General features: G+C 41.2%; 23 protein-coding genes, 1 pseudogene, 1 CRISPR repeat array and 1 other annotated feature. Of the genes and pseudogenes, 19 read left to right on the forward strand and 5 right to left on the reverse strand.

From position 1 onward, the window contains the following. Window positions 1-153 precede the first annotated feature (153 nt). Genes cas1 through csn2-St form a run of 3 tightly spaced genes read left to right on the forward strand, consistent with a single transcriptional unit; the run spans window position 154 to window position 2430 of the window. Window positions 154-1062: a type II CRISPR-associated endonuclease Cas1 gene (gene cas1, locus SORDD05_RS00715; protein ID WP_061416583.1), complete on the forward strand. Its 909-nt coding sequence runs from the start codon at window positions 154-156 to the stop codon at window positions 1060-1062. Between the two features lie 4 nt (window positions 1063-1066). Next, complete coding sequence (cas2, locus tag SORDD05_RS00720; protein ID WP_061416585.1) at window positions 1067-1390, forward strand: CRISPR-associated endonuclease Cas2; 324 nt, start codon at window positions 1067-1069, stop codon at window positions 1388-1390. Then, complete coding sequence (gene csn2-St / locus SORDD05_RS00725; protein ID WP_061416588.1) at window positions 1387-2430, forward strand: CRISPR-associated protein Csn2-St; 1044 nt, start codon at window positions 1387-1389, stop codon at window positions 2428-2430. The genes cas2 and csn2-St overlap by 4 nt, the downstream gene beginning before the upstream one ends. A gap of 70 nt (window positions 2431-2500) precedes the next feature. Next, window positions 2501-4516: direct repeats of the CRISPR family, unit length 36 nt; unit sequence GTTTTTGTACTCTCAAGATTTAAGTAACTGTACAAC. Between the two features lie 89 nt (window positions 4517-4605). On the opposite strand, the gene yidA is transcribed toward csn2-St, so the two are convergent. Both yidA and SORDD05_RS00735 read right to left on the reverse strand, forming a co-directional pair. Further along, window positions 4606-5412: a sugar-phosphatase gene (yidA, locus tag SORDD05_RS00730; protein WP_061416589.1), complete on the reverse strand. Its 807-nt coding sequence runs from the start codon at window positions 5410-5412 to the stop codon at window positions 4606-4608. 9 nt (window positions 5413-5421) lie between these two features. Continuing rightward, window positions 5422-6729 (reverse strand): HD domain-containing protein, encoded by a 1308-nt coding sequence (locus SORDD05_RS00735; protein WP_061416592.1) that lies wholly within the window; start codon window positions 6727-6729, stop codon window positions 5422-5424. Window positions 6730-6800: 71 nt separating this feature from the next. On the opposite strand from SORDD05_RS00735, the gene SORDD05_RS00740 reads away from it, so the two are divergent. Further along, the gene (locus SORDD05_RS00740; protein WP_155718799.1) at window positions 6801-7178 is read left to right on the forward strand and encodes a YwiB family protein; all 378 of its coding nucleotides are present in this window, start codon (window positions 6801-6803) and stop codon (window positions 7176-7178) included. Between the two features lie 24 nt (window positions 7179-7202). Here SORDD05_RS00740 and SORDD05_RS00745 read toward each other — a convergent pair whose 3' ends face one another. Together SORDD05_RS00745 and SORDD05_RS00750 are read right to left on the reverse strand one after the other, a co-directional pair. Then, the gene (locus SORDD05_RS00745; protein WP_061416596.1) at window positions 7203-8285 is read right to left on the reverse strand and encodes a DEAD/DEAH box helicase; all 1083 of its coding nucleotides are present in this window, start codon (window positions 8283-8285) and stop codon (window positions 7203-7205) included. Further along, window positions 8282-9259, reverse strand: a complete 978-nt coding sequence (locus SORDD05_RS00750; protein WP_061416598.1) for a Gfo/Idh/MocA family protein — start codon at window positions 9257-9259, stop codon at window positions 8282-8284. Before SORDD05_RS00750 ends, SORDD05_RS00745 begins: the two co-directional genes overlap by 4 nt. 155 nt (window positions 9260-9414) lie before the next feature. Here SORDD05_RS00750 and SORDD05_RS00755 point away from each other — a divergent pair, with 155 nt between their 5' ends. The 4 genes from SORDD05_RS00755 (at window position 9415) to rpmA (ending at window position 11272) form a co-directional block, all read left to right on the forward strand. Beyond that, window positions 9415-10101: a YoaK family protein gene (locus SORDD05_RS00755; protein ID WP_061416600.1), complete on the forward strand. Its 687-nt coding sequence runs from the start codon at window positions 9415-9417 to the stop codon at window positions 10099-10101. 64 nt (window positions 10102-10165) lie between these two features. Then, window positions 10166-10253, forward strand: a sequence feature (ribosomal protein L21 leader region). 34 nt (window positions 10254-10287) lie between these two features. Next, window positions 10288-10602: a 50S ribosomal protein L21 gene (rplU, locus tag SORDD05_RS00760; RefSeq protein ID WP_000109141.1), complete on the forward strand. Its 315-nt coding sequence runs from the start codon at window positions 10288-10290 to the stop codon at window positions 10600-10602. Between the two features lie 15 nt (window positions 10603-10617). After that, window positions 10618-10962, forward strand: a complete 345-nt coding sequence (locus SORDD05_RS00765; protein WP_000613705.1) for a ribosomal-processing cysteine protease Prp — start codon at window positions 10618-10620, stop codon at window positions 10960-10962. Window positions 10963-10978: 16 nt separating this feature from the next. Then, window positions 10979-11272, forward strand: coding sequence for a 50S ribosomal protein L27 (gene rpmA / locus SORDD05_RS00770; protein WP_000916509.1), 294 nt, complete (start codon window positions 10979-10981; stop codon window positions 11270-11272). A 95-nt stretch (window positions 11273-11367) separates the two neighbouring features. Here the strand turns inward: rpmA and SORDD05_RS10205 are convergent. After that, window positions 11368-11463: pseudogene (locus tag SORDD05_RS10205) on the reverse strand (AraC family transcriptional regulator); the annotation flags it as partial. Here SORDD05_RS10205 and SORDD05_RS00775 point away from each other — a divergent pair. The 11 genes from SORDD05_RS00775 (at window position 11456) to trmFO (ending at window position 21592) form a co-directional block, all read left to right on the forward strand. Continuing rightward, window positions 11456-12364 (forward strand): LysR family transcriptional regulator, encoded by a 909-nt coding sequence (locus SORDD05_RS00775; protein WP_061416603.1) that lies wholly within the window; start codon window positions 11456-11458, stop codon window positions 12362-12364. The pseudogene SORDD05_RS10205 and the gene SORDD05_RS00775 overlap by 8 nt on opposite strands. Further along, window positions 12361-12828, forward strand: coding sequence for a signal peptidase II (gene lspA, locus SORDD05_RS00780; protein ID WP_061416604.1), 468 nt, complete (start codon window positions 12361-12363; stop codon window positions 12826-12828). The genes SORDD05_RS00775 and lspA overlap by 4 nt, the downstream gene beginning before the upstream one ends. After that, window positions 12812-13711 (forward strand): RluA family pseudouridine synthase, encoded by a 900-nt coding sequence (locus tag SORDD05_RS00785; protein ID WP_061416606.1) that lies wholly within the window; start codon window positions 12812-12814, stop codon window positions 13709-13711. Before lspA ends, SORDD05_RS00785 begins: the two co-directional genes overlap by 17 nt. 101 nt (window positions 13712-13812) lie before the next feature. Next, window positions 13813-14922, forward strand: a complete 1110-nt coding sequence (gene proB, locus SORDD05_RS00790; protein WP_061416608.1) for a glutamate 5-kinase — start codon at window positions 13813-13815, stop codon at window positions 14920-14922. Between the two features lie 9 nt (window positions 14923-14931). Next, on the forward strand, window positions 14932-16194 hold the full coding sequence (locus tag SORDD05_RS00795; protein WP_061416610.1) for a glutamate-5-semialdehyde dehydrogenase: 1263 nt from the start codon (window positions 14932-14934) through the stop codon (window positions 16192-16194). 3 nt (window positions 16195-16197) lie between these two features. Further along, window positions 16198-16995, forward strand: coding sequence for a pyrroline-5-carboxylate reductase (proC, locus tag SORDD05_RS00800; protein ID WP_061416612.1), 798 nt, complete (start codon window positions 16198-16200; stop codon window positions 16993-16995). 120 nt (window positions 16996-17115) lie between these two features. Next, on the forward strand, window positions 17116-17754 hold the full coding sequence (gene tmk, locus SORDD05_RS00805) for a dTMP kinase (protein WP_061416614.1): 639 nt from the start codon (window positions 17116-17118) through the stop codon (window positions 17752-17754). After that, entirely contained in the window at window positions 17751-18641 is an 891-nt protein-coding gene (locus SORDD05_RS00810) for a DNA polymerase III subunit delta' (RefSeq protein WP_061416616.1), read from the forward strand. The genes tmk and SORDD05_RS00810 overlap by 4 nt, the downstream gene beginning before the upstream one ends. Before the next feature lie 36 nt (window positions 18642-18677). Further along, on the forward strand, window positions 18678-18995 hold the full coding sequence (gene yabA / locus SORDD05_RS00815; protein ID WP_000358229.1) for a DNA replication initiation control protein YabA: 318 nt from the start codon (window positions 18678-18680) through the stop codon (window positions 18993-18995). 2 nt (window positions 18996-18997) lie between these two features. Next, window positions 18998-19867, forward strand: coding sequence for a 16S rRNA (cytidine(1402)-2'-O)-methyltransferase (rsmI, locus tag SORDD05_RS00820; protein ID WP_061416618.1), 870 nt, complete (start codon window positions 18998-19000; stop codon window positions 19865-19867). Window positions 19868-20257: 390 nt separating this feature from the next. Continuing rightward, complete coding sequence (trmFO, locus tag SORDD05_RS00825; protein WP_061416620.1) at window positions 20258-21592, forward strand: methylenetetrahydrofolate--tRNA-(uracil(54)-C(5))-methyltransferase (FADH(2)-oxidizing) TrmFO; 1335 nt, start codon at window positions 20258-20260, stop codon at window positions 21590-21592. Window positions 21593-21647 lie beyond the last annotated feature (55 nt).

A 21647-nucleotide genomic window follows, 5' to 3' on the forward strand; every position in this document is an offset into this window, starting at 1 on the left:
ACGCTTGTACAATGTATTATAATAGTAACTGTAAGGGACACCTTGCACAGTTACTTAAATCTTGCAGAAGCTACAAAGATAAGGCTTCATGCCGAATTCAACACCCTGTCAATTATGGCTGGGTGTTTTCGTTTTGTGAAAGAGGAAGATACGATGACTTGGAGAATTGTGCATGTCTGTCAGAGTGAAAAAATGCAATTGAAGTTGGATAACCTTTTAATTAAAAAAATGGGTCAAGACTATGTTATTCCACTGAGTGATATTTCGATAATTGTAGCGGAAGGAGGGGAGACTGTTGTAACTTTAAGATTATTAAGTGCTTTAAGTAAGTATAATATTGCCTTAATTGTCTGTGATAATGAGCACTTGCCTACAGGAATTTACCATTCACAGAATGGCCATTTCAGAGCCTATAAAAAATTACAGGAGCAATTATTGTGGACACAGGAACAAAAAGACAAATTATGGCAAATAGTGACCTATTTTAAAATAAATAATCAACAAGATGTTCTTGCAATGTTTGAGAAAAATATAGATTGTATTCAATTATTAGCAGACTATAAAGATCATATTGAATATGGAGATAAAACCAATCGTGAAGGCCATGCTGCTAAAGTTTATTTCAATGAATTATTTGGAAAGAAATTCGTACGTCTTACACAACAGGAAACGGATGTCATCAATGCTGGCCTAAATTATGGTTATGCGATTATGAGAGCTCAGATGGCACGTATTATTGCTGGTTACGGTTTGAATCCCTTGATTGGCATTTTCCATAAGAATGAATATAATCAATTTAACTTGGTTGATGACCTAATGGAACCTTTTCGGCAGATTATTGATGTCTGGGTTTATCAAAATTTACGAGATGAAGAGTATTTGAAATATGAATTTCGTCTAGCGTTGACAGATACACTGAACGCAAAGATACGTTATGGGAAAGAAACGTGTTCTGTAACGGTAGCAATGGATAAATATGTCAAAGGTTTTCTAAAATGTATCTCTGATAAGGATACTAGTAAATTTTACTGTCCAATAGTTTCGAGTATAGAATGGAGCTAAAGAAATGAGGTATGAAGCATTGAGATTATTGTGTTTTTTTGATCTACCAATGGAAACAAATCAGGAAAAAAGAGTCTATCGTAATTTTCGGAAAGACTTAATCGCAAACGGTTTTGAAATGTTGCAGTTTTCTGTTTATTATAGAACCTGTCCGAATCGAAGTTTTGCTAGTAAATTCTATAAAAAATTAAGTCAGAGTAATTTACCAAGCGGGAATGTCCGTTTGCTAGCAGTGACTGAGAAACAATTTTCTGAAATGGTTTTGATTATAGGTGGGAAAACAAAGCAAGAAGAAGTAGTCAGTGATAATAAGTTGGTAGCTATATGAAAATGAACATTAGTCATCCGTATAAGGATAATATTTCATTAAGTTTTGACCAATTTACTCAAATTGTAGGTCAAGATCAGCAATTAAAATACTATATTTGGCAGATACTATTATGGTATTTTGGAGGAAAAAAATATAGTGAGGAAGATTTAGTTCTATTTGAACAAAATGAGCCTAAAATACTAATAGACGATATTATGGTTTCCCGGTCAGAATTTAGTGTAATTCAAGTGTCCAATATCAATGATTTAATTGAACAAATGGAATATAAAAAAGGAACAGTAGCCTATGATTATATAAAGAAAAAGATTAATTCTATAGAGATAATGGAGCAAATTGAAAATATCAATGACAATCTAGATAGGATTTCACTTCTATTGAATCAGAAGTTGAATCTTCAAATAGATGATATTATCTATCATACCGAAGCAAAATATTTTAATACAGATCAATTGGTTCAAAAGAATTTTTTACCATACTTTGGGAAAAATAATAAAAATATTTCATTTGAATTTGTAGACAATAAGACAAAGTTTTTATTATTTCTTTCCATGTTAGAAGTTATGGCGACGAACAGTTCTGAAAAGTTTTTGCTTGTCTTACGAAATTTGGATGATTTTCTATCCTATAATGATTTTGTTGAATGTTGCGAGAAAATGGAGTTTTTGATTAATCATAGCGATTCATTATATATTGTTTCATTTCCTTCCAATGAAGGTTATCTTCATGTATCGAAAGAAGTTTTAGAGGAAATCAATATTGTTTCCGATTATGTTGATCATTTTTATTCTCTAGAATTTATGTATGATCGCTTTACCAATCAGTATCCAATAAATCAAATACCTGATGAACAAGAATTTTTAACCTCTTTAAGAAAAATTGGATCCTATTTATTTAGCTCGGACATTCTCCACATGAGTTTATCTGTAGAAGATCAAGTAGCATTAAAAATTTTGAATAATTTGTATCAGTACAAAATAAAAACAAAATTCCGTATTGAATCAGTCAATCCAATGTTATTGAAATATTTGGAAGAATAGTATTGACGAGTGAGATTTAAGGCTTTATAATGTTTTTGAGGGCACAAAAATCAAAATTGACGAATTTGAGGTTTTTGTACTCTCAAGATTTAAGTAACTGTACAACTAATGGATTTGAATTAGTTGATATTTGTAGTTTTTGTACTCTCAAGATTTAAGTAACTGTACAACGAAGCGAAATGGCGCTTGAGCCATTGGTTCGTTTTTGTACTCTCAAGATTTAAGTAACTGTACAACTCAGTTAGGAGTATCGTTCTACGACGCCAAGTTTTTGTACTCTCAAGATTTAAGTAACTGTACAACCACCAGACACCTGACGGTTTGTTTTCTCGTGTTTTTGTACTCTCAAGATTTAAGTAACTGTACAACTACCAAACAATCCACCACCTTTTTTGTTAAGTTTTTGTACTCTCAAGATTTAAGTAACTGTACAACAATTAGTAGTGTTCAAAGGTGCCACGGAGAGTTTTTGTACTCTCAAGATTTAAGTAACTGTACAACGTACATAGCTAGCCTCTGCATCATTCAATAGTTTTTGTACTCTCAAGATTTAAGTAACTGTACAACCTACAAATTTTGAGGTAATAGATAGTGATGCGTTTTTGTACTCTCAAGATTTAAGTAACTGTACAACAAGTGTGATAGAATACTTCGATGTCTGTATGTTTTTGTACTCTCAAGATTTAAGTAACTGTACAACCAGCGACAGATGAAGCTCTACGCAAAATCAGTTTTTGTACTCTCAAGATTTAAGTAACTGTACAACAGGAACTAACGGAGTTCCTTAAAGTTTACAGTTTTTGTACTCTCAAGATTTAAGTAACTGTACAACATCGTTATGCTTTGCGTGAAAAAATCAGTAGTTTTTGTACTCTCAAGATTTAAGTAACTGTACAACTTCGTTAAGTTGCTTCGGTGGTTCAGTGGAGTTTTTGTACTCTCAAGATTTAAGTAACTGTACAACTTCACTGTAATTGGGCGTATGACGGGATCTGTTTTTGTACTCTCAAGATTTAAGTAACTGTACAACTGAAGCACTCGTTGTTTAAAACTTCCTCAAGTTTTTGTACTCTCAAGATTTAAGTAACTGTACAACGCTCAGCTTCTTCAATGTCACCACCAAACCGTTTTTGTACTCTCAAGATTTAAGTAACTGTACAACCGAAAACCTTCAACGATTTTACGGCCGATTGTTTTTGTACTCTCAAGATTTAAGTAACTGTACAACTACTACTTAGCTACACAAGAAGAAGGAGACGGTTTTTGTACTCTCAAGATTTAAGTAACTGTACAACAAAGTTACTGAGGTTAATGAACTTCAAACTGTTTTTGTACTCTCAAGATTTAAGTAACTGTACAACCAGGAAACAGCGTGACAGTGAGTGTTATTGGTTTTTGTACTCTCAAGATTTAAGTAACTGTACAACATCGCTCGTGTGATTGAAGATTTTAAAATTGTTTTTGTACTCTCAAGATTTAAGTAACTGTACAACTAAACAAGGATCTGGCTTCTTATCTATCGGTTTTTGTACTCTCAAGATTTAAGTAACTGTACAACTAGACTTGCTCCCAAGACGGCTGCACCTACGTTTTTGTACTCTCAAGATTTAAGTAACTGTACAACAATCTAGTTGGCAAGACGTTAGCGCCCAACGTTTTTGTACTCTCAAGATTTAAGTAACTGTACAACTAAGCAGCATTTCTGATTTTTGGGATGGCTGTTTTTGTACTCTCAAGATTTAAGTAACTGTACAACTTGGTGAAAAAGATATTGACGAGTATCCAGGTTTTTGTACTCTCAAGATTTAAGTAACTGTACAACTCAAGGATGGTCTGACAGGTTTGTTGTACAGTTTTTGTACTCTCAAGATTTAAGTAACTGTACAACACAAGGTCACTTTCAACTTGGATCCCCTCGGTTTTTGTACTCTCAAGATTTAAGTAACTGTACAACCTCCTTGTTCGTTTAATTCTTCAGCTAATAGTTTTTGTACTCTCAAGATTTAAGTAACTGTACAACTTGTTAATATTGTCAACAGTCAGGTAATGGGTTTTTGTACTCTCAAGATTTAAGTAACTGTACAACTGCAATTCAATTTATTGATTTACTCTCATTGTGATATATTCATACAAAAACCGCTCTCCAGAGCGGTTTTCGTCTATTCTTGCCTTTTGCTACAATACCCACGTACGGATAGCATGGGCAACGCCAGATTCATCATTTGTTTTGGTGATGTATTTGGCGATTTTTTTGAGTTTTGGATTTCCATTTTCCATAACAACGGGGTTGCCAACGACTTCCAGCATGGCACGGTCATTTTCTTCGTCCCCGATCGCCATGGTTTCATCTTTGGTCAATCCTAGTTTTTCAGCTAGATGGGTAATAGCTGAACCCTTGTCTACATTCTTTTTAAGGAGTTCGAGGTAGAAAGGAGCAGATTTGTTGATGGAGTAGCGTTCGTAAAATTCTGCTGGAATCTTTTCAATCGCAGCATCAAGAATCTCTGGTTCATCGATAAACATACACTTGACGATTTCCTTGTCAGCCATTTCTTCAGGAGTGCGGTAGAAGATAGGCATGCTGACGAGGGTTGATTCGTGCACCGTGTATTTTCCGATATTGCGATTGGCCGTGTAGATACCGTCCTTGGTAATAGCGTGCATGTGAACACCGAGCTTGCGACTGAGAAATTCCATATCTAGATAATCCTCATAGGTCAAGGATTCGCTGATAATCTCATGGCCAGTAGCAGTTTCTTGGACAAGGGCGCCGTTGAAGGTTACGACATAGTCACCTTCGTCTCTCAACTGCAAGTCGTCCAGAAGTTTGGCAACACCTGCGATAGGACGGCCCGTTGCAATCACGACTTTGACACCGGCTTGTTTGGCGTCTTGGATGGCAGAAAAGACTTCAGGAGTGATTTCCTTCTTATTGTTGACTAGGGTACCATCAATATCGACGGCGATTAGTTTAATACTCATAAATTTCCTCTATTTGTTCTTAGTTGGGGTAAAATGATCGTTCTCAATCAAGTGTAAAAATTGCTGGGTAATGCTTGCGAAGATACTGTTTTGGTCCAACATTTCTTTCGGGAAATAGAAACGATTGTCTCCGTGGCGGCTGCCAGCAAGGGATTGGACGATAGGGGACAAGCTAGAGAGTTCTGCCAGTTCACCATTTTTCTGTAGAATCTCAATCTGTGTCCGTGGATTTTCAGATTCGGGACGATAGATATCATAAGGAAGGTCAAAGTTCTTATGAATAGCAGTATAGTAGTCTGGATCAAAACCGATTTCTTCAACCAGTTGTCTCATGGTTGCGAGTTGGTCTTGATCTTCTTGTGAAAAGGTGATGGATTTAAAGACCTTGCGGTTGACAAAGCGTTGCGACAAGTCGGCTAGTATCTTATCAGGACTGGTCATCCAGAGCTGGAAGTAGGTATTCATCACGCCATCATCCAGAGCTAGATAGTCAGACAAGGTCACATTTTTTTCAAATAAAGGAAGGAGATGTGGAGAAGTGCGTGCAAAGAAGTCCTTGTCTTTAGGATAGAGTTCCTTAGCGCGTTTGAGGAGATTCTGTAGGAGAACTTCCATGGCGCGTGTTGCTGGGTGGAAATAAACCTGCATATACATCTGGTAGCGACTGAGAACATAGTCTTCGATGGCATGCATGCCATTGCGCTGAAAGGCGATGCCATTTTCGACAGGACGAATGACTCGGAGGATGCGAGTCAGGTCAAATTCTCCATAAGATGCTCCTGTAAAATAGGAGTCACGCAAGAGATAGTCCATGCGATCTGCATCGATCTGACTGGAAATGAGTTGCACGACCTGCTTGTTAGGATAGGTATGATCAATGACGCTGGCAACCTTTTTTGGAAAGTCTGGTGCTACTTGTAACAAGACTTGGTGAATCTCTGTCTCAGGACTTTGGATGATTTCCTGAGTAATGGCCTCATGATCTGTATCAAAGAGATGTTCAAAAGTATGCGAGTAGGCCCCATGTCCAAGGTCATGAAGGAGTGCAGCGGTCATGGTCAAGAGAGACTCAGCAGGATCCCATTCTTCAGGATATTTTTCTTCAAAAATCTCTGTGATACGTCGTGCGATCTCATAGACTCCTAGACAGTGAGAGAATCGACTGTGTTCTCCCCCGTGGAAGGTATAACTGGAAGTCCCTAGTTGTTTGATACGGCGCAGACGTTGAAATTCTTTTGTATTGATCAAGTCGTATATGACCTGATTGTTTACATGGATGTAGTTGTGAACTGGGTCACGGAATACTTTTTCGTTCATATGACCATTATAGCAAAATCCTGCTCTTTTTGGTAAAATAGTAGGACAAGAGACAAGAAAGAGGATTTGATGTGAAGATTCGGATGCGAAATACGATTCAGTTTGATGAGCAGTTGGAAGTGATTGACCAGCTCTATGACGTGGAAGTGCGTGAAAAGGGAGATTTTAGCTATTTACTCTTTTATAATGAGGAAAAGGAAAAAGTGGTTCTCAAGTTTCATGGTCAAGAACTGGTGATGACCCGTTTCTCGAGCCCGAAGACTATCATGCGATTTCTAAAGGATAGTGATAGCTTGGCCTATATTCCTACTCCAACGGGGATGCAGGAGTTTATCATTCAAACGAGTCACTACAAACTGGATGGGCAAAAGATTGAGCTCGCCTATCAACTGCAAAATCAAGAGGGGCACCCCTTTGCCAGCTATCAATTAGAAATTACTTGGGGATAAGAAAAAGGTTGGCAAGAGCCAACCTTATTTGATAAAGAGTTCTTGATTTTTTAGGACAATTTCACGAACACTTGCGAATTTCTTGAGTTTTTTAAGTTCTTCAGGATGGGTTACGAGAGTGATAACATAGCCCTCTTTTCCCATGCGACCTGTACGGCCAGCACGGTGAGTGTAAGTTTCCATGTCTCTAGGAATATCAAAGTTTACGACACATTCTAGGCTATCGATATCAATCCCACGTGCCAAAAGGTCTGTTGCAAGGAGCAGGGTTAGCTGCTTGTCCTTAAACTTTTCTAAGATGACTTTTCGAAATTTAACATTGACATCGCTAGCGAGGGAAACAGCCAAGATATCGCGATACTGTAGTTTTTCCTCCGCACTTCCAAGATCTGACAAGCTGTTAAAGAAGACCAGGCCACGGAAATCCTCTACATGAGCTAGTTTTCGTAGCATATCCACTCGGTGACGTTGGTCTACCTGCATGTAGAAATGTTGGATGTTGTCCAGTTTTTGATCAGAGAGGTCAATGGTGCGCGTGTTTGGTGCAATATTTTCTTGATCAAACTTGGTCGTCGCACTCATGTAGATGAGTTGGTGGTCACGAGGTGCGTAGTGGGAGATTTTCTCGACAAAGTGAATCTGAGAATCATCGAGCAATTGGTCAAATTCATCCAGAATGATGGTTTCCACATTCATCATCTTGATTTTTTTCAATTTAATCAACTCAAAGATACGGCCAGGGGTTCCTATCAGAATTTCTGGTCCTTTTTTGAGGCGTTCAATCTGGCGTTTCTGACTTGAACCTGATAAGAAGAGCTGAGCAGTCAAGCCGATAGCTTCTGCCCACGCTTTACACACGTCAAAAATCTGTCCAGCAAGCTCTGTATTTGGTGCTAAAATCAAGAGTTGCTGAGCTTTTTTCTTTTGTAGTCTGAGAAGACTTGGCAGGAGGTAAGCGAGGGTCTTACCAGTTCCTGTTGGGCTTACTCCCAGGAGGTTTTCTCCAGCAAGAATGGGTTCAAATAGTTGAGTTTGAATGGGGGTAAATTCTTGGAAACCGAGTTGGTCGCTCAGTTCTTGCCATTCAGTGGGTAATTTAGTTTTCATCTTTCTGCCTCAAATCTAATGCCAGCAGTCTGGCGCATAGTATAGAGTAAATCATGAACAGAGCCTGCATCATCCAGCCAGTTCTGGTAAAGTGTCTGGTCTGGTTGCTGGATCATCTGTGCAAACGCAGCAACTTCCTCAGTCATCGTATGAGGAGCCTGTTGGATAGGGAGCTGAACTTGATTTCCTTGGTGGTTGGTAAAAATAGCTGAGCGGATATGCTCAATCGTGTTGAGGGTCAAGGTTCCATCTGCTGTGTAAATCTCGCAAGGAAGATTGGAAGTGATGTTTTTTCCAGCCTTGATGTGAACTTGAAAGTCAGGGTAGAAGAGGATACCGTCGCCATTTAGGTCAATGCTATTGTCGAGCTGTTGAGCCTGATAGGTCGCGTCCTTAGCCTTTCCAAAGAGGCGAATAGCAGCATAGAGAGGATAAATCCCTAAATCCATAAGGGCTCCACCAGCAAAACGGTCTGAAAAGACATTTGGAGTGTTTCCAGCGAGTAAGTCAGGCATCTTGGAAGAATACTTGGCATAATTGAAATCAGCTCCCAACACTTGCTTATCTGCCAAAAAATTCTTGATAGTGGTAAAAGCTTCCTCGTGGTAGTTTCGTGCTGCTTCAAAGATAAAACAATTATTTTTCTCAGCTGTCTGTCTCAAATCCAGCCATTCTTTTGGCTGAGTGACAGCTGGCTTTTCAAGAATGACGTGCTTACCTGCAGACAAGGCAGCCTTGGCTTGAACAAAATGCAAGGAGTTTGGACTGGCGATATAGACTACATCAAAGGAAGGCTTAAAGAAGTCTTCTAATTGATCAAAGAGTTGGATATCCTGATACTGAGAAGCAAAGGTTGCAGCAGTTTCTAGTTTTCTAGAATAGACTGCAACCAGCTGGTATTCTCCACTAGCATGGGCTGCTTCTATGAAATGATGGGTAATAGCACCTGTTCCGATAACACCTAATTTAAGCATAAATACTCCTTTTCCGACTTCAAATCCTTCCTTCATTATAACACAGAAAAGAAGGACTATCCAACAGATGGTAAAAATTTTCAAATGGACTACGCATTTCTTGGAGAAAGTGGTACAATATTTAGATAAGTAGATGAAATGAGAAGGGGGAGAAAATGAGATTATTACCAATAAGGAAAATATCACGTCAGTCTAAGAGACTAGCGCTTTTTTTGACTTTTTGTGCAGGGTATGTCGATGCCTATACTTTTATCGTGCGAGGGAACACCCTTGTGGCTGGACAAACTGGGAATGTGGTTTTTCTTTCTGTAGGACTCATTCAGCAGAATGTCTCGGATGCCAGTGCCAAAGTAATGACCTTGCTTTCCTTTATGATGGGTGTCTTTTTTCTGACATTGTATAAGGAAAAACTACGAATTGTTAAAAAGCCGATTTTGTCCTTGATTCCACTTGCAGTCCTGTCTCTAATTATTGGCTTTGTTCCCTTATCAGTAGACAATATCTACCTAGTCCCACCTTTAGCCTTTTGTATGGGACTGGTGACAACTGCTTTTGGAGAAGTGTCAGGGATTGCCTATAATAATGCCTTTATGACAGGGAATATCAAACGAACCATGTTAGCTTTTGGAGATTATTTCCGGACCAAGCATACGCCTTTTCTAAGAGAAGGCTTGATTTTTGTTAGCTTACTTAGCAGTTTTGTCTTCGGAGTTGTTTTTTCAGCTTATTTGACGATTTACTATCAGGAGAAGACAATTTTAGGTGTTCCCCTGATGATGAGCATCTTTTACATCAGTATGCTTTTTGCTTCTTGGAGGAAAAAAGGGAAAGAAAAAGCTTAAATTTGATTGATTTTACTTGTAAGAAAAAAGAAGATATGCTATACTTGAAGAGTTGACTATGCACAATCCTGTGCAACCGCACGAACATCGTTACTCACTCTGTGAGATAGAAGTGGTTCGTCCCACGATGCTAGGCGAGTCTTCACAAAAACACGGGGAAACCCTAAAAATCATAGGAGGTGCATAATGAGCACATACGCAATTATCAAAACTGGCGGAAAACAAGTTAAAGTTGAAGTTGGTCAAGCAGTTTACGTTGAAAAATTGAACGTTGAAGCTGGTCAAGAAGTTACTTTTAACGAAGTTGTTCTTGTTGGTGGTGAAAACACTGTTGTCGGAACTCCACTTGTTGCTGGAGCTACTGTTGTTGGAACTGTTGAAAAACAAGGAAAACAAAAGAAAGTTGTTACTTACAAGTACAAACCTAAAAAAGGTAGCCACCGTAAACAAGGTCACCGTCAACCATATACAAAAGTTGTCATCAACGCGATCAACGCTTAATTTTAAGGAGAACACATGATACAAGCAGTCTTTGAGAGAGCCGAAGATGGCGAGCTGAGGAGTGCGGAAATTACTGGACACGCCGAAAGTGGCGAATACGGCTTAGATGTCGTGTGTGCATCGGTTTCTACGCTTGCCATTAACTTTGTCAATTCCATTGAGAAATTTGCAGGCTATGAACCAATCTTAGAATTAAACGAAGATGAAGGTGGCTATCTAAAGGTTGAAATACCAGCGGATCTTCCTTCACACCAGAGAGAAATGACCCAGTTATTCTTCGAATCATTTTTCTTAGGTATGGCAAACTTATCGGAGAACTCTTCTGAGTTCGTCCAAACCAGAGTTATCACAGAAAACTAACACGGAGGAAAACATTATGTTAAAAATGACTCTTAACAACTTGCAACTTTTCGCCCACAAAAAAGGTGGAGGTTCTACATCAAACGGACGCGATTCACAAGCGAAACGTCTTGGAGCTAAAGCAGCTGACGGACAAACTGTAACGGGTGGATCAATCCTTTACCGTCAACGTGGTACACACATCTATCCAGGTGTAAACGTTGGACGTGGTGGAGACGATACTTTGTTCGCTAAAGTTGAAGGCGTAGTACGCTTTGAACGTAAAGGTCGCGATAAGAAACAAGTTTCTGTTTACCCAATCGCTAAATAATCGCTAGAAGTAGCATTAAATAAGGCTTTCTGAGTTTTCGGAGAGCCTATTTTTTTGTTTTGATACCCATTTTGAATTTAATAGAGAATAGTTAGATTTAAACTTGCGATGGATACTTTTTTCTTTTTTGGAAAAATTCTGAAATATGGTATAATGAACAGATAGAGAAGTTGGGGGTAAAAGATGAACATTCAACAATTACGCTATGTTGTGGCCATTGCCAATAGTGGTACTTTCCGTGAAGCTGCTGAAAAGATGTATGTTAGTCAGCCGAGTCTGTCTATTTCTGTGCGCGATTTGGAAAAAGAGTTAGGTTTTAAAATTTTCCGTCGGACGAGTTCGGGAACGTTTTTGACCCGTCGTGGAATGGAATTTTATGAGAAAGCGCAAGAATTGGTCAAAGGCTTTGATGTTTTTCAAAATCAATATGCCAATCCTGAGGAAGAAAAGGATGAATTTTCCATTGCTAGTCAGCACTATGACTTCTTGCCACCAACCATTACGGCTTTTTCAGAGCGCTATCCTGACTACAAAAATTTCCGTATTTTTGAGTCTACTACAGTTCAAATCTTAGACGAAGTAGCCCAAGGGCATAGTGAGATTGGGATTATCTACCTCAACAACCAAAATAAAAAGGGCATCATGCAACGGGTTGAAAAGCTTGGTTTAGAAGTTATTGAACTAATTCCTTTCCAGACTCACATTTATCTTCGTGAAGGGCATCCTTTAGCACAGAAAGAGGAATTGGTCATGGAGGACCTAGCGGATCTGCCAACGGTTCGGTTTACTCAGGAAAAGGATGAGTACCTTTACTATTCAGAAAACTTTGTCGATACCAGCGCGAGCTCCCAGATGTTCAATGTGACGGACCGTGCTACTTTGAATGGTATTTTGGAGCGGACGGATGCCTATGCGACAGGATCTGGATTTTTAGATAGTGACAGTGTTAATGGAATCACAGTCATTCGTCTCAAGGACAATCTAGATAACCGCATGGTCTATGTCAAACGTGAGGAAGTGGAGCTTAGTCAAGCTGGGAATCTTTTCGTTGAGGTCATGCAAGAATATTTTGATCAGAAGAGGAAATCATGAAAAAAAGAGGAATAGTAGCAGTCATTGTACTGCTTTTGATTGGGCTGGATCAGTGGGTTAAAGCCTATGTTGTCCAGCAGATTCCAATGGGTGAAGTACGTTCGTGGATCCCCAATCTCGTTAGCTTGACCTACCTGCAAAATCGTGGGGCAGCCTTTTCGATGTTACAAGACCAGCAGTGGTTATTTGCCGTCATTACACTGGTCGTCATGGCAGGTGCCATTTGGTATCTACATAAACACATGGAGGATTCTCTCTGGATGGTTTTTGGACTGACTTTGATAATCGCGGGAGGTCTGGGCAACTTTATTGACAGAATGAGTCAAGGTTTTGTGGTGGATATGTTTCACCTAGACTTTATCAACTTTGCGATTTTCAATGTGGCTGACAGCTATTTAACAGTTGGTGTGGTTGTTTTATTGATTGCAATGCTTAAAGAGGAAGTAAATGGAAATAAAAATTGAAACTGGTGGGCAACGTCTAGACAAGGCTCTGTCGGATCTGACAGAATTGTCACGCAGTCTCGCTAATGAACAAATCAAGGCTGGACAAGTCTTGGTCAATGGTCAAGTCAAGAAAGCCAAATACACTGTCCAAGAGGGAGATATCGTCACCTACCATGTGCCAGAACCAGAGGTTTTAGAGTATGTGGCTGAGAATCTGCCACTAGATATCATCTACCAAGATGAGGATGTAGCCGTTGTTAACAAACCTCAGGGAATGGTGGTGCATCCGAGTGCTGGTCATACTAGCGGAACCTTGGTCAATGCCCTCATGTACCATATCAAAGACTTGTCAGGTATCAATGGGGTTCTCCGACCGGGTATCGTTCACCGCATTGACAAGGACACATCTGGACTTCTCATGATTGCAAAAAATGATGAGGCCCACTTAGCACTTGCCCAAGAACTCAAGAATAAAAAGTCTCTCCGCAAATACTGGGCGATTGTTCATGGCAATCTGCCAAATGATCGCGGTGTGATTGAAGCGCCGATTGGTCGTAGTGAAAAAGACCGTAAGAAACAGGCTGTGACTGCTAAAGGGAAACCAGCAGTGACGCGTTTTCACGTCTTAGAACGCTTTGGTGATTACAGCTTAGTGGAGTTGCAGCTAGAGACAGGTCGCACTCATCAGATTCGTGTTCACATGGCTTATATCGGTCATCCAGTCGCTGGGGATGAGGTCTACGGTCCTCGAAAAACGCTGAAAGGACATGGACAATTCCTCCATGCTAAAACTCTAGGTTTTACCCATCCGAGAACAGGTGAAACCATGGAGTTCACAGCAGATATTCCAGAAATTTTTAAAGAAACGTTGGAAAGATTGCGAAAAAATGAGAATAGATAAAAGAGTTGAGATGCCTTGTCTCAACCTTTTTCATTTCAAGTCTTTTCTATTTTAAAGCATTCATGTTATAATGGATAAATATGAAGAATCGGAGTGAGAATATGAAGTACAAACGAATCGTCTTTAAGGTGGGGACCTCCTCCTTGACAAATGAAGACGGGAGTTTATCAAGAAGTAAAGTAAAGGCAATTACCCAACAATTAGCTATGCTGCATGAGGCTGGACATGAGTTGATTTTAGTGTCATCTGGGGCAGTTGCCGCTGGATTTGGTGCTTTGGGATTTAAAAAACGTCCGACCAAGATTGCAGATAAACAAGCTTCAGCTGCGGTAGGACAAGGTTTGCTCCTAGAAGAATACACAACCAACCTCCTCATGCGCCAGATCGTCTCTGCGCAAATCTTGCTGACACAGGATGATTTTGTAGATAAACGTCGCTATAAGAACGCACATCAGGCCTTGTCTGTATTGCTTCATCGTGGAGCGATTCCTATCATCAATGAAAATGACAGTGTCGTTATTGATGAGCTCAAGGTTGGGGACAATGACACTCTAAGTGCCCAGGTAGCGGCGATGGTCCAGGCGGATCTCCTGGTTCTCTTGACCGATGTGGACGGTCTCTATACTGGCAATCCCAACTCAGATCCAACAGCCAAGCGCTTGGAGAAAATTGAGACTATCAATCGTGAGATTATTGATATGGCTGGTGGAGCAGGTTCGTCAAACGGTACTGGGGGTATGCTGACAAAAATCAAAGCTGCAACTATTGCGACGGAGTCGGGTGTGCCGGTCTATATCTGCTCTTCCTTGAAATCAGATGCCTTGATTGAGGCAGCTGAAGAAACTAGGGATGGTTCCTACTTTGTTGCGCAAGAGAAGGGACTTCGTACCCAGAAACAATGGCTGGCCTTCTATGCTCAAAGTCAGGGAACGATTTGGGTAGATGGTGGAGCTGCAGAGGCACTTTCAAAAAACGGGAAAAGTCTCCTTTTATCGGGTGTGGTAGAAGTGGAAGGAAACTTCTCTTACCACGATATTGTAACAGTAGCAGATAAAGAAACAGGTCAATCTCTTGGAAAGGGACGTGTCCAATTTGGCGTCTCAGCCCTAGAAGATATGCTTCGTTCCCAAAAAGCTAAGGGAGTCTTGATTCACCGTGATGACTGGATTTCCATCACTCCTGAAATCCAACTGCTCTTTACAGAATTTTAGAGGTGAACGATGGTAAGTACACAAGAACAATTTGAACAGGTACAGGCTGTTAAGAAATCAATCAATACTGCAAGTGAAGCAGTGAAAAACCAAGCCTTGCTAGCTATGGCTGATCACTTATTGGCTGCAACTGAGGAGATTTTAGCGGCCAATGCCCTTGATATGGCAGCAGCCAAGGGGAAAATCTCAGATGTGATGCTGGATCGTCTTTATTTGGATGCAGGACGTATAGAAGCAATGGCAACTGGTATTCGTGAAGTGGTTGCTTTACCAGATCCTGTTGGTGAAGTCCTAGAAACAAGTCAGCTTGAAAATGGCTTGGTTATTACTAAGAAGCGGGTGGCTATGGGGGTTATTGGTATTATCTATGAAAGTCGACCAAATGTGACGTCTGACGCGGCTGCCTTGGCTCTCAAGAGTGGGAATGCGGTTGTTCTTCGTAGTGGTAAGGATGCCTATCAAACAGCTCATGCTATTGTCACAGCCTTGAAGAAGGGCTTGGAGACGACTACCATTCATCCTGATGTGATTCAACTAGTGGAAGATACCAGTCGAGAAAGTAGCTATGCCATGATGAAGGCTAAGGGTTATCTAGACCTTCTCATTCCTCGTGGAGGAGCTGGATTGATCAATGCTGTGGTTGAAAATGCTATCGTACCTGTTATCGAGACGGGAACCGGGATTGTCCATGTTTATGTGGACAAGGATGCCGATGCGGACAAGGCTCTGTCCATCATCAACAATGCTAAAACCAGTCGTCCTTCTGTCTGCAATGCTATGGAAGTTTTACTGGTTCATGAAGACAAGGCAGCAAGTTTCCTTCCTCGTTTGGAGCAAGTTCTGGTTACAAGTCGGAGAGAAGCTGGGCTGGAACCGATTCAATTCCGCCTAGATTGTAAAGCAAGTCAGTTTCTTTCAGGTCAAGCAGCTGAGGCCCAAGACTTTGACACTGAGTTTTTAGACTATGTCCTAGCTGTTAAGGTTGTGAGCAGTTTAGAAGAAGCGGTTGCGCATATTGAAGCCCACAGTACCCATCATTCGGATGCCATTTTGACGGAAAATGCTGAAGCTGCAGCCTACTTTACAGATCAAGTAGATTCAGCAGCAGTTTATGTCAATGCTTCAACGCGTTTCACTGATGGTGGGCAATTTGGTCTTGGATGTGAAATGGGGATTTCTACTCAGAAACTGCATGCGCGTGGTCCAATGGGTTTGAAGGAATTAACCAGCTACAAGTATGTGGTTACTGGTGACGGACAGATAAGGGAGTAAGAGATGAAGATTGGATTTATCGGCTTAGGGAATATGGGTGCTAGCTTGGCTAAGGCTGTTTTGCAGGCCAAGACGGGTGCTCAGATTCTCCTTGCCAATCGTAGTCAAGCAAAAGTAGATGCTTTCATCGCCAACTTCGGTGGTCAGGCTTCCAGCAATGAAGAAATATTTGCAGAAGCAGATGTGATTTTCCTAGGAGTAAAGCCAGCCCAGTTTTCTGAACTGCTGGCTCAATATCAGACCATCCTTGAAAATAGAGAGAGTATTCTTTTGATTTCGATGGCGGCTGGATTGACTTTGGAAAAACTGGCTAGACTACTTCCAAGTCACCACCGAATTATTCGCATCATGCCCAATACTCCAGTTGCTATCGGGCAAGGAGTGATTAGTTATGCCATGTCAGGAAACTGTAGTGCTGAAGACAGTGAACTCTTTTGTCAATTATTAGCCAAGGCTGGTCTCTTAGTTGAGCTGGGGGATGGCTTAATCGATGCGGCGACAGGTCTTGCAGGTTGTGGACCGGCCTTTGTCTATCTCTTTATCGAGGCTTTGGCAGATGCGGGTGTACAGACAGGATTGCCACGAGAAACGGCTTTGAAACTGGCAGCCCAAACAGTAGTCGGCGCTGGACAAATGGTTCTTGAAAGTCAGCAACATCCTGGAGTCTTGAAAGATCAAGTTTGTAGCCCAGGAGGTTCGACTATCGCTGGTGTAGCAAGTCTGGAAGAACATGCTTTTAGAGGAACGGTCATGGACGCAGTTCATCAAGCCTATAAACGAACACGAGAACTAGGTAAATAAGAGGTTGGATGACTCCCAGCCTCTTTTATGGTTGATTGAATGGAGAAGACGCAAAAAGATTGTCACAAAAACCTATTTTTTTGATAGAATAGAAGGTAGAAAAAAAGAAATGAGTTAGACATGTCAAAAGGATTTTTAGTCTCTCTTGAGGGACCAGAGGGAGCAGGCAAGACCAGCGTTTTAGAGGCTCTGCTCCCAATTTTAGAGGAAAAAGGAATAGAGGTGCTGACGACCCGTGAACCTGGCGGAGTCTTGATTGGGGAGAAAATTCGTCAAGTGATTTTGGACCCAAGTCATACTCAGATGGATGCTAAGACTGAACTCCTTCTCTATATTGCCAGTCGTAGACAGCACTTGGTGGAAAAAGTTCTCCCAGCCCTTGAAGTTGGCAAGTTGGTCATTATGGACCGCTTCATCGATAGTTCCGTTGCTTATCAGGGATTTGGCCGTGGTTTAGATATCAATGCCATTGATTGGCTCAATCACTTTGCTACAGATGGCCTTAAACCAGACTTGACACTTTATTTTGATATTGAGGTGGAAGAGGGGCTGGCTCGCATTGCTGCAAATAGTGATCGCGAGGTCAATCGTTTGGATTTAGAAGGCTTAGACTTGCACAAGAAAGTTCGTCAAGGTTATCTTTCTCTTCTGGATAAAGAAGGAAGTCGTATTGCCAAGATTGATGCGAGTCTTCCTTTGGAGCAAGTTGTGGAAACGACCAAGGCTGTCTTATTTGACAGAATGGGCTTGGATAAATGAAACAAGATCAACTAAATGCTTGGCAGCCAGACCAGTTTGACCGTTTTGTCCGTATCCTAGAACAAGACCAGCTCAATCACGCCTATCTCTTTTCGGGTTTCTTTGGAAGCTTGGAAATGGCGCAATTTTTAGCTAAGAGTCTTTTTTGTACGGATAAAGTAGGCGTTTTACCATGTGAGAAATGCCGAAACTGCAAGCTGATTGAGCAGGAAGAATTTCCCGATGTTACCTTGATTAAGCCAGTCAATCAGGTCATCAAGACAGAACGCATACGGGAATTGGTGGGACAGTTTTCCCAAGCAGGGATTGAAAGTCAGCAGCAGGTTTTTATTATCGAGCAGGCGGAGAAAATGCATCCCAACGCATCTAATTCTCTGCTCAAGGTCATCGAAGAACCCCAGAGTGAAGTTTACATTTTCTTCTTGACCAGCGATGAGGAAAAGATGTTACCGACCATCCGTAGTCGGACCCAGATTTTCCATTTTAAAAAGCAAGAAGAAAAACTCATCCATCAATTAGAGCAAGCTGGTCTAGTCAAGAAAAAAGCGACTCTTTTAGCCCAGTTTAGTCAATCGCGAGCTGAAGCAGAAAAGTTGGCCAATCAGGCAAGTTTTTGGACCTTGGTGGATGAAAGTGAACGCCTGCTGACCTGGTTATTAGCTAAGAAAAAAGAAAGTTATCTGCAAGTTGCTAAATTAGCCAACTTGGCGGATGACAAGGAAAAACAAGATCAGGTTTTACGGATTTTTGAAGTTCTCTGTGGGCAGGACCTTCTGCAAGCAAGAGTACGGATGATTCTACAAGATTTGTTAGAAGCTAGAAAAATGTGGCAAGCCAATGTCAGCTTTCAAAATGCCATGGAATATCTGGTCTTGAAAGAAATATAAACTCAAAAAAGGATAAAGAAAGGAAAGGGCTGTTTTATGGACAAAAAAGAATTATTTGACGCGCTAGACGATTTTTCCCAACAGTTATTGGTGACCTTGGCCGATGTGGAAGCTATCAAGAAAAATCTCAAGAGCCTGGTAGAGGAAAATACAGCTCTTCGCTTGGAAAATAGTAAGTTGCGAGAACGCTTGGGCGAGGTGGAAGCAGATACTCCCGTCAAGGCCAAGCATGTTCGTGAAAGCGTCCGTCGGATCTATAAAGATGGTTTTCACGTATGTAATGATTTTTACGGCCAACGCCGAGAGCAGGACGAGGAATGTATGTTCTGTGACGAGTTGTTGTACAGGGAGTAGGCATGCAGATTCAAAAAAGTTTTAAGGGGCAGTCTCCCTATGGCAAGCTTTACCTAGTAGCAACGCCGATTGGCAATCTAGACGATATGACCTTTCGTGCTATCCAGACTTTGAAAGAGGTGGACTGGATTGCGGCTGAGGACACGCGCAATACAGGCCTTTTGCTCAAACATTTTGACATTTCGACCAAGCAGATCAGTTTTCATGAGCACAATGCCAAGGAAAAAATTCCTGATTTGATTGAGTTCTTGAAAGCGGGGCAAAGTATTGCTCAGGTTTCCGATGCGGGTTTGCCTAGTATCTCGGACCCCGGGCATGATTTGGTTAAGGCTGCCATCGAGGAAGAGATTGCAATAGTGACAGTTCCAGGTGCTTCTGCAGGGATTTCTGCCTTGATTGCCAGTGGTTTGGCACCACAACCACATATCTTTTACGGTTTTTTACCGAGAAAATCAGGCCAGCAAAAGCAATTTTTCGACTTGAAAAAAGACTATCCAGAAACTCAGATTTTCTATGAATCGCCTCATCGTGTGGCAGATACGCTAGAAAATATGCTAGGGGTCTACGGTGACCGCTCGGTAGTCTTGGTTAGAGAATTGACCAAAATCTATGAAGAATACCAACGAGGAAAGATTTCAGAGCTACTAGAAAGCATAGCTGAAACGCCACTCAAGGGCGAATGCCTTCTCATCGTTGAAGGTGCCAGTCAGGATGTGGAAGAAAAGGACGAGGAGGACTTGTTCTTAGAAATCCAAGCTCGTATCCAGCAAGGTATGAAGAAAAATCAAGCCATAAAGGAAGTTGCGAAACTCTACCAGTGGAATAAAAGCCAGCTTTACGCTGCCTACCACGACTGGGAAGAAAATGACTAATACTCTTCGAAAATCAAATTCAAACCGCGTCAACGTCGCCTTGCCGTACTCAAGTACAGCCTGCGGCTAGTTTCCTAGTTTGCTCTTTGATTTTCATTGAGTATAAATAGGGAAGTTTGCCTTCTTCCCTTTTTTTGTTATACTAGTAAAAGAAAAAATTAGAAAGATTTGTGGGAGTGAAAAAGTCCTGTCGACTTTTTCAGTCTGAGCCTAGAAACTCGAAAGCGAGGAAAGTCCTGTGGACTTTTTCAGCCCGAGCCTAGAAATTCGAAAGCGAGGAAAGTCCTGTGGACTTTTTCAGCCTGAGTCATGAAATTCGAAAGTTCGTAAGTTCGATTGGCTTTTTCAATGTGAATCTTGTCTTCACACTCCCAAAGAGGTATTAGTGTCGTGTCTCAATCTTATATCAATGTTATCGGCGCGGGATTGGCGGGTTCTGAAGCAGCCTACCAAATCGCAGAGCGTGGTATTCCAGTTAAACTCTATGAAATGCGTGGTGTCAAGTCAACACCTCAGCACAAAACAGACAATTTTGCAGAGTTGGTTTGTTCCAATTCTCTTCGTGGCGATGCCCTGACTAATGCTGTTGGGCTCCTCAAGGAAGAAATGCGTCGCTTGGGTTCGGTCATCTTGGAATCTGCTGAAGCTACACGTGTTCCTGCAGGTGGGGCGCTTGCGGTGGACCGAGATGGTTTCTCACAGATGGTGACTGAGAAAGTAGCCAACCATCCCTTGATTGAGGTGGTGCGTGATGAAATTACAGAATTGCCGACAGATGTTATTACAGTTGTCGCTACTGGTCCTTTGACCAGCGATGCTCTGGCTGAAAAGATTCATGCCCTTAATGATGGTGATGGTTTCTATTTCTACGACGCTGCAGCGCCTATTATCGATGTCAACACCATCGATATGAATAAGGTCTACCTAAAGTCTCGATACGATAAGGGAGAAGCGGCCTATCTTAACGCTCCTATGACTAAGCAAGAATTTATGGATTTCCATGAAGCCTTGGTCAATGCGGAAGAAGCTCCGCTTAATTCTTTCGAAAAAGAAAAGTATTTTGAAGGTTGTATGCCTATTGAAGTCATGGCTAAGCGAGGTATTAAAACCATGCTTTATGGTCCTATGAAACCAGTGGGTCTGGAGTATCCAGACGACTACACAGGACCTCGTGATGGAGAATTTAAAACACCGTACGCGGTTGTTCAACTTCGTCAGGACAATGCGGCTGGTAGCCTCTACAATATCGTCGGTTTCCAGACCCACCTCAAATGGGGAGAACAAAAGCGTGTCTTCCAAATGATTCCAGGTCTTGAAAATGCTGAGTTTGTTCGTTATGGTGTCATGCACCGCAATTCTTATATGGATTCACCAAATCTTCTTGAGCAAACCTATCGTTCCAAGAAACAGCCAAACCTCTTCTTTGCTGGTCAAATGACGGGTGTAGAAGGCTATGTTGAGTCAGCAGCTTCAGGCTTAGTTGCAGGGATTAACGCCGCTCGTCTTTTCAAGGGGGAAAGCGCAGCTATTTTCCCAGAGACCACAGCGATTGGAAGTCTGGCTCATTACATCACCCATGCAGATAGCAAACATTTCCAACCAATGAACGTCAATTTCGGAATTATCAAGGAGTTGGAAGGCGAGCGTATCCGTGATAAGAAGGCTCGTTATGAAAAAATTGCAGAGCGTGCCCTTAAGGACTTAGAGGAGTTTTTAACTGTCTAATTTTTTTGAAAGAATTGCTCATGGCACTATAAAAATCTTAGAAATTGTGATAAAA

Origin of the sequence: Streptococcus oralis (genome assembly GCF_001578705.1) — a bacterium.
Lineage (GTDB): Bacteria > Bacillota > Bacilli > Lactobacillales > Streptococcaceae > Streptococcus > Streptococcus oralis_J.

Excerpts from the sequence above, each read along its gene's own strand:
- SORDD05_RS00735 (WP_061416592.1), bottom strand. The coding sequence starts at position 6,729 with ATGAACGAAAAAGTATTCCGTGACCCAGTTCACAACTACATCCATGTA.
- SORDD05_RS00765 (WP_000613705.1), top strand. The coding sequence starts at position 10,618 with ATGATACAAGCAGTCTTTGAGAGAGCCGAAGATGGCGAGCTGAGGAGT.
- cas2 (WP_061416585.1), top strand. The coding sequence starts at position 1,067 with ATGAGGTATGAAGCATTGAGATTATTGTGTTTTTTTGATCTACCAATG.
- SORDD05_RS00745 (WP_061416596.1), bottom strand. The coding sequence starts at position 8,285 with ATGAAAACTAAATTACCCACTGAATGGCAAGAACTGAGCGACCAACTC.
- SORDD05_RS00775 (WP_061416603.1), top strand. The coding sequence starts at position 11,456 with ATGAACATTCAACAATTACGCTATGTTGTGGCCATTGCCAATAGTGGT.
- tmk (WP_061416614.1), top strand. The coding sequence starts at position 17,116 with ATGTCAAAAGGATTTTTAGTCTCTCTTGAGGGACCAGAGGGAGCAGGC.
- csn2-St (WP_061416588.1), top strand. The coding sequence starts at position 1,387 with ATGAAAATGAACATTAGTCATCCGTATAAGGATAATATTTCATTAAGT.
- proB (WP_061416608.1), top strand. The coding sequence starts at position 13,813 with ATGAAGTACAAACGAATCGTCTTTAAGGTGGGGACCTCCTCCTTGACA.
- proC (WP_061416612.1), top strand. The coding sequence starts at position 16,198 with ATGAAGATTGGATTTATCGGCTTAGGGAATATGGGTGCTAGCTTGGCT.
- SORDD05_RS00750 (WP_061416598.1), bottom strand. The coding sequence starts at position 9,259 with ATGCTTAAATTAGGTGTTATCGGAACAGGTGCTATTACCCATCATTTC.
- SORDD05_RS00795 (WP_061416610.1), top strand. The coding sequence starts at position 14,932 with ATGGTAAGTACACAAGAACAATTTGAACAGGTACAGGCTGTTAAGAAA.
- rplU (WP_000109141.1), top strand. The coding sequence starts at position 10,288 with ATGAGCACATACGCAATTATCAAAACTGGCGGAAAACAAGTTAAAGTT.
- rsmI (WP_061416618.1), top strand. The coding sequence starts at position 18,998 with ATGCAGATTCAAAAAAGTTTTAAGGGGCAGTCTCCCTATGGCAAGCTT.
- lspA (WP_061416604.1), top strand. The coding sequence starts at position 12,361 with ATGAAAAAAAGAGGAATAGTAGCAGTCATTGTACTGCTTTTGATTGGG.
- SORDD05_RS00785 (WP_061416606.1), top strand. The coding sequence starts at position 12,812 with ATGGAAATAAAAATTGAAACTGGTGGGCAACGTCTAGACAAGGCTCTG.
- cas1 (WP_061416583.1), top strand. The coding sequence starts at position 154 with ATGACTTGGAGAATTGTGCATGTCTGTCAGAGTGAAAAAATGCAATTG.
- rpmA (WP_000916509.1), top strand. The coding sequence starts at position 10,979 with ATGTTAAAAATGACTCTTAACAACTTGCAACTTTTCGCCCACAAAAAA.
- yidA (WP_061416589.1), bottom strand. The coding sequence starts at position 5,412 with ATGAGTATTAAACTAATCGCCGTCGATATTGATGGTACCCTAGTCAAC.
- SORDD05_RS00755 (WP_061416600.1), top strand. The coding sequence starts at position 9,415 with ATGAGATTATTACCAATAAGGAAAATATCACGTCAGTCTAAGAGACTA.
- SORDD05_RS00810 (WP_061416616.1), top strand. The coding sequence starts at position 17,751 with ATGAAACAAGATCAACTAAATGCTTGGCAGCCAGACCAGTTTGACCGT.
- yabA (WP_000358229.1), top strand. The coding sequence starts at position 18,678 with ATGGACAAAAAAGAATTATTTGACGCGCTAGACGATTTTTCCCAACAG.